Annotated in this window: 4 protein-coding genes and 1 pseudogene; 4 read left to right on the top strand and 1 reads right to left on the bottom strand. The window is 71.2% G+C overall.

Annotated features, from left to right (window positions below; all coding sequences use genetic code 11):
• Nucleotides 1–738 (bottom strand): dihydropteroate synthase (folP, locus tag AB0M52_RS28730; protein ID WP_363960122.1); only part of this gene is annotated, 738 nt, incomplete at its 3' end.
• 342 nt (nt 739–1,080) lie between these two features.
• Here folP and AB0M52_RS28725 point away from each other — a divergent pair.
• From AB0M52_RS28725 to AB0M52_RS28710, 4 genes and pseudogenes are all read left to right on the top strand, one after another.
• Nucleotides 1,081–1,398 carry a hypothetical protein gene (locus AB0M52_RS28725; RefSeq protein WP_111212816.1) on the top strand — a complete coding sequence of 106 codons (318 nt, stop codon included), beginning with the start codon at nt 1,081–1,083 and terminating at the stop codon, nt 1,396–1,398.
• A gap of 13 nt (nt 1,399–1,411) precedes the next feature.
• Nucleotides 1,412–1,774, top strand: a complete 363-nt coding sequence (locus AB0M52_RS28720) for a hypothetical protein (protein WP_111212817.1) — start codon at nt 1,412–1,414, stop codon at nt 1,772–1,774.
• A 61-nt stretch (nt 1,775–1,835) separates the two neighbouring features.
• The gene (locus AB0M52_RS28715) at nt 1,836–5,105 is read left to right on the top strand and encodes an ATP-binding protein (RefSeq protein ID WP_363960118.1); all 3,270 of its coding nucleotides are present in this window, start codon (nt 1,836–1,838) and stop codon (nt 5,103–5,105) included.
• 1 nt (nt 5,106) lies between these two features.
• Nucleotides 5,107–6,249 (top strand): annotated as a pseudogene (locus AB0M52_RS28710) (MFS transporter); the annotation flags it as partial.

Genomic DNA, 6,249 nt, shown 5'->3' with positions numbered 1-6,249 from the left:
GAGCAGGCTGGTGGCGACGGTGGCCGCCTCCCGACCGGCCGTGGGGCGCGGCGTGCCGTCGGGCCCGGCCAGCAGCAGACCCAGGTACGACTTGCGGCTCGCGCCGAACAGCAGCGGACAGCCGAGGTCGAGCAGCTCGGACAGCCGGGCGCTGAGCTGCCAGTTGTGCGCCGCCGTCTTGGCGAAGCCGAGGCCCGGATCGATGACGATGCGGTCCGCCGCCACCCCGGCGGCGAGCGCCGCAGCCACCCGCTGGCCGAGTTCGGCGCGTACGTCGGCGACCACGTCGCCGTAGCTGGCCAGCTCGGTCATCCGCCGGGAGTGACCCCGCCAGTGCATCAGCACCCAGGGGCAGCCGGCATCACGGACGACCCGGGCCATGTCCGGGTCGGCGAGACCGCCGGATACGTCGTTGACCACGACCGCGCCGGCCGCGAGGGCCGCCTCGGCGACCCGGGCGCGGGTGGTGTCGATGCTGACCGGTACGCCGGCGGCGGCCAGTTCGCGGATGACCGGCACCACCCGGGCGGCCTCGGTGTCCGCGTCGATCCGGTCGGCACCGGGCCGGGTCGACTCGCCCCCGACATCCACCAACCCGGCTCCGTCGGCCCGGAGCCGGACGCCGTGTGCGACAGCGGCACCGACGTCGGCGTAGCGTCCGCCGTCGGAGAACGAGTCGGGCGTGACGTTCAGGACGCCCATCACCACCGGGGCCGGGGCCCGTAGCAGATCAGTCACGACTAGACGGTACCGGTCCGTTCGACCGTCCCGAGCAGCCCGGGTCGCAGGCCTGACATGCGAATTAGAACAGGTGTACGATCGGTCGTCCGGGTCGGATCGGGCAGACTCTTCGCGGCTTGTCGCAAAGGGGGCCGGCCCGTACGCTGTGGAATTGCCCAGCATCGAGATGGCGACGCCTGGAGGGAGGGCCGAAGCGGGACAACCCGCCCAAAAATCGCCACCTTCCGTGACGAGTGACGCACGCAGGGTCTCGGGCGCTGCGCAGAGTGAGCACCGATCCCGCCAGGCTTGCCTACTGCACCACCGCGGCGTCGCCGGCCGCGACTTGGGGAGGTTTCAGTGATCGCCATCGAGCTGATGGAAACGGCGTCGACCAACGCCGCCCACCTGCTCTCCACCCTGGCGTCGTCGATCCCGCTCGCCGCCGAGGAGCCAAAGGGGATCAACACCGAGGGAGTCGTCACCTTCTTCGCCAGCAAGATCGCTCCGATCCTGCTCGCCGTGCTGGGCGTCATCTTCATCGGCCGGGCCAGCCGGGGCGAGATTTCCAAGGTGCTGACCAGCTCCGCCATCGCGATCGTGGGGTTGGCCTTCATCGCCGGAGCCGCCACCCTCTTCTTCATCGGCGACTTCCTGATCAACCTGATCTTCGAATAGGCGCGAGCACGAGATGCGGCTGCGCACCGACGACGACATCTACCGGGCCCGCCTGGTCTATCTCGGGCCGCCCGGCTACACCCTTCCGGTTCACCTGCCGTACGCCCAGTACGGGCTGTTCATCCTGCTCGTTCCCCTCTACATGTTCATCCACTGGTTGTTCACGCTGCAGGTCGAGCTCTTCCCCGCCTGGGAGATCGCCCTCGCCATCGTGACCACCTCGTTCGTCTTCCGGTACGTCGACCCGGACCGGCCGGCGCGCATGGTGATCCGTACCGCGCTGACCGACTGGCGACGCACCCGGGAGCCGGCCGCCGAGCAGCGCGACCCACGCCTGGTCGGCAGCAGGATCAGGATCCGGGAGGAACTGGCATGACCGGCTGCACGCCGTACGGGCCGTCTGAGAGGTTGTCGGGCAACTCCGGCAGGGCGATCGCATGAGCCGCTCCTCCACGCCGGGATCCCCGGCCGGGCACCCGGCCGCATCGCACGGTAACCGTGCGCGTTCGTTTGACTACCCACAATCCGGCGAACTCGACGACGCCTCGCTGGATCCGGCGCTCGCCGCCACCCCGGGTCACGGTGGCGTCGGCGTGTTCCAGGCGCCCCGTCCACCGCAGCGCCGGGCGGTGCCGGCCGAGCCCAACCCGGTCACACCGTCCACCCGCGACGGTGCCGACATCGACTCGCCCTTCCTGGACCTGTTCGGCGGGGCGTACGCCCGGCCGGGTTCCGCCCAGCGGGGCAACGCCCTCCCGGCGCGCGCCGTGCCGCAGCAGGCGGCTCCCGCCGGACCGGCACCCGTGACCCACCGGCCGACACCGCCCCCGGTGCCGGCACAACCCACCCGCCCCGCGCCGGGCGCACCAACTGCCCGGTCGGTCGAGGAGGCTCCGGCGGTCACCGGGCCGAGCGCGTCGCCGCCCCCCACCCGGGTGCCCTCACCGGTCGGCGACCGGCTGCCGAACGCCCGGCCGCCCGCCGACGACCGCCCGCCCCACGACGAGGCCACTCCGGTTGACGCCGCGACGCGAACGCCGCGCCGGGCCGCCGCGCCGGCCACCCGCGCCACCACCCCGCCCCGCCAGCGGTCCGTGGACCGCAGCGACCGGCCGACCAAGCCGGTCCGGGTCCGCCCACCGAAGATCAAGTTCGGTGACCGCGATCCGGCCGTCGAACTGGCCATCACCGAGATCGCCGGTCACCTGACCTTCACCCCCAACACCGTCACCGCCTGGTACTGGCTGCCCGAGGTGCGCTGGGCCTTCCGGCCGGACGCGGAACGCGAGGCGCTGCTCTCGGCGATCTCCGAGCAGTACGCCGGCCTGGCCGGCTTCCGGTTGCACCTGCGCCGCACCACCCGGCCCTTCCCGGCCGACGAATGGGCCCGCACCATCGACGCCAACACCGTCTCGCCGCTGCCCGACGTCCCCGGCACGCCCGGCTGGGCCGACCACCTGGTGGCCGCACAGCGGCACCTGCTCTCGGTCAACCACGCCGAGGGCCAGACCTACCTCGGCGTCACCTTCGCCCGCCGCTCGCTCGGCGACTCGCTCACCGAGCGGCTGCTGCGCACCTTCGGCCGGGGCGTCGCCGAGGGCGAACGCCGCAAGCTGGGACGGACCGTCGAACAGTTCGACGAGGTGCTGGGCGCGTTCGGCATGCGCGGGCGGCGGGTCACCGCACAGGAACTGGAATGGCTGCTCTACCGGTCGGTGGCGCTCTGCATGGCACCCCCCGGCGCGCTCTCGCCCATCAACGACGGGCGCTGGGAACGCGGCGACCTGCTCGCCCTTACCGAACAGGTGGAGCGCTACCGCACCCCGTACGGCTCGACGGTGAAGCTGGTCAACCGGATGACCGGCGAGGAGCGGCACGTGGCGGTGCTCGCCGTGGGCCGGATGGAGCCGCTGGAGATTCCCGAGCGACACGAGCCCTGGCTGCACTTCCACGAGCGGCTGCCGTGGCCGATGGAGCTCTCCACCCGGGTCGACATCCTCGGCTCCGGCGACTCCTTCCGGAACCTTGAACATCGCCTGCGCATGATCCGGTCGCAGCAGCTCGACTACGCCGAGCACGGCATCGACGCCCCGCCGGAACTGGAGCGGCTGGCCAAGCGGGCACTGGTGATCGGCGACGAGATGACCACCGGCCTGCCGGTCGACTCCGCCCGCGCGCACGGCTGGCACCGGATCGCGGTGGGCGGGCGGACCCGGGAGGAGTGCCTGGAACGGGCCCGCCGGCTGATCCAGCTCTACTCCCGGGAGCTACGCGTCTCGCTGCAGCACCCAAAGAACCAGGACTGGCTGGCCCGCGAGTTCATCCCCGGCGAGCCGGTGGCCAACACCGGCTACGTCCGGCGGATGCCGGTCCACCTACTGGCGGCGGCGCTGCCGCAGGCCGCGTCCACGGTCGGCGACCGCCGCGGCGACCTGATCGGGCGGACCGCCGGGACCTGCCGCCGGCCGGTCTTCCTCGACCTGCACTTCCCGATGGAGGTGCGCGAACGCTCCGGTCTGGCGGTCTTCGTGGCCGAGCCGGGCGGTGGCAAGTCCACGCTGCTCGGCGCGCTGGGCTACCTGGCCGCCCGGCGCGGCGTACAGGTGACCCTGCTCGACCCGTCCGGCCCGCTGGCCCGGCTCTGTGCGATGCCGGAGCTGCGACCGTACTCCCGGGTACTGAACCTGACCGGTTCCGAGCACGGCACCCTGGCACCGTATTCACTGATCCCGACGCCGCTGCGCAGCGAGTTCGGCGCCGGAGCTGCCGGTGACCGCGAGTTCGAGATCGCAGTCTCCAATGCCCGGGCCGAGCGGCGGATGCTGGTGCAGGACATCTGCATGATGCTGGTGCCGCCGCAGGTGGCCCGCGAAGCGTCGACCGCCACCCTGTTCCGGCACGCCGTACGCCAGGTGCCCGCCGAGGAGACCTCCACCCTGGACGACGTGGTCAGCTGCCTCGGGCAACTCGACGACGACGCCGGCCGGGAGTTGGCCAACCTGCTGCTGGACACCGCGGAGATGCCGCTGGCCATGCTCTTCTTCGGCCGCCCGCCGGACGGCCTGCTCGGGCCGGACGCGGCGCTCACCGTGATCACCATGGCCGGCCTACGGCTGCCCGACCTCAAGATCGAGCGCGAGTACTGGTCGGCCGAGGAGGCACTCGCCCTGCCGATGCTGCACACCGCGCACCGGCTGGCGGTCCGCCGCTGCTACGGCGGCTCGATGTCCTCCCGCAAGCTGGTGGGCCTGGACGAGGCACACTTCATGGAGGGATGGCGGTCCGGCCGCTCGTTCCTCGTCCGGCTCGCCCGCGACTCCCGCAAGTGGAACCTCGCCGCGCTGGTCGCCTCCCAGAACCCCCGCGACATCCTCGGCCTTGACGTACAGAACCTCGTCTCCACCGTCTTCGTCGGCCGGATCGCCGAGGACGCGGAGATCGCCTCCGAGGCGCTGCGACTGCTGCGCGTGCCGGTCGACGACGGATACGAGGCGACGCTCGCCTCACTCTCCACCGCCGACGCGACCTCCGCCCACCGGCTCGGCTTCCGGGAGTTCATCATGCGCGACGTCGACGCCCGGGTGCAGAAGGTCAGGGTGGACGTCTCCTACGTGGACGGACTGCTGGACCACCTCGACACCACCCCCGCCGCCATCGCCGCCGCTGCCGGGGTGCTGCCGACCGTGCTGCCTGATCTGGAGGCGTGACATGGCGAGGGCCCGGGCAAGGATCACGGCGCTCCTCCTGGCGCTCGGCGTCCTCGCCGCAGCCACGATCAGTTGGCCTGGGCTCACCGCCACACCGGCGTACGCCGGACCGGTCGCGTACCAGGCCCCCACCGACCTGTGCACGACCCAGGAATGGCAGGCCGACTTCCGCGCCTGCGTCGCCAAGCTCCAGCAGGTGGCGGAGTCCGAGGCGACCTGTCTCAATCCGCCGACCCCGACCGCGCCGGACTCCGGCATAGCCGGCTGGTTCGCGTCCCGGCCCGAGGCGTCCGCGCTACGCGGCCCAAAGGGCTACTACACCAACTACGGCTACGCCGGTTATAGCTACAGCACCTACAAAGTCGAGACCGGCTGCGCGACGACACTGCTTCATCCCGACTATAAGTTCACCAACACGATCGCCAACGGTGAATTCATGATGGCCACGGCGATCATCGGCGCCTCGAACGCCTTACGGGAGCGAGCCTGGGACCCGGGGACGATGTGGGGCTGGGCCGACCCATTGGTGGACCAGGCCACCAAGGCGATCTACCAGAAGGTGTTCAGCGTCTTCGGCATCGTCACGCTCTGCGTCGTCGGCCTCTACCTGCTCTGGCGCTCGCGCCAGTCCGACATGAGCACGGCGATGACCACGGCGGGATGGGCCCTCGTGGTGATGGTGGCGGTGACCGCGCTGGCCGCCTGGCCGGTCAAGTCTGCGAACCTCGCCGACGGTGCCCTCGTCTCCACGCTGGGTGTCGTACATGATGCCGTCGGTCCGGCCTCGAAGGACGTCCCGCCCGATCGGTGTGCAATGCCAAATCCGGATGCCTGCACGGACAAGCGCCCGCCTGCGGTCCGTGCCAGCGACACGGCTACCGAGGGGATGCTTTACCGGAACTGGCTGCGTGGCGTGCTCGGCTCGGCCGACAGCGAGACCGCCCGAAAGTACGGTGAAGCCCTTTACGACGCCAAGTCCCTGTCCTGGGATGAGGCGGAGAAGCTCCGGACCAGCCCGGAGCTCCGTGACGCCACCGTCAGCGCCAAGAAGCAGCAGTGGATGACAGTGGCTGCGCAGATCGAGCGGGAAGACCCGGAGGCGTACGAGTATCTGCAGGGCGTACGAGACATGGACCGGGTAGGG

The organism is Micromonospora sp. NPDC051296 (genome assembly GCF_040682255.1).
In the GTDB taxonomy this organism is placed as follows: Bacteria; Actinomycetota; Actinomycetes; order Mycobacteriales; family Micromonosporaceae; genus Micromonospora; species Micromonospora craterilacus.
This window is presented reverse-complemented; position numbering and strand designations above follow the sequence as displayed.

Bases quoted from the DNA above. Each gene is read 5' to 3' on its own strand.
- AB0M52_RS28715 (WP_363960118.1), top strand. From the start codon at position 1,836: ATGAGCCGCTCCTCCACGCCGGGATCCCCGGCCGGGCACCCGGCCGCA.
- AB0M52_RS28720 (WP_111212817.1), top strand. From the start codon at position 1,412: ATGCGGCTGCGCACCGACGACGACATCTACCGGGCCCGCCTGGTCTAT.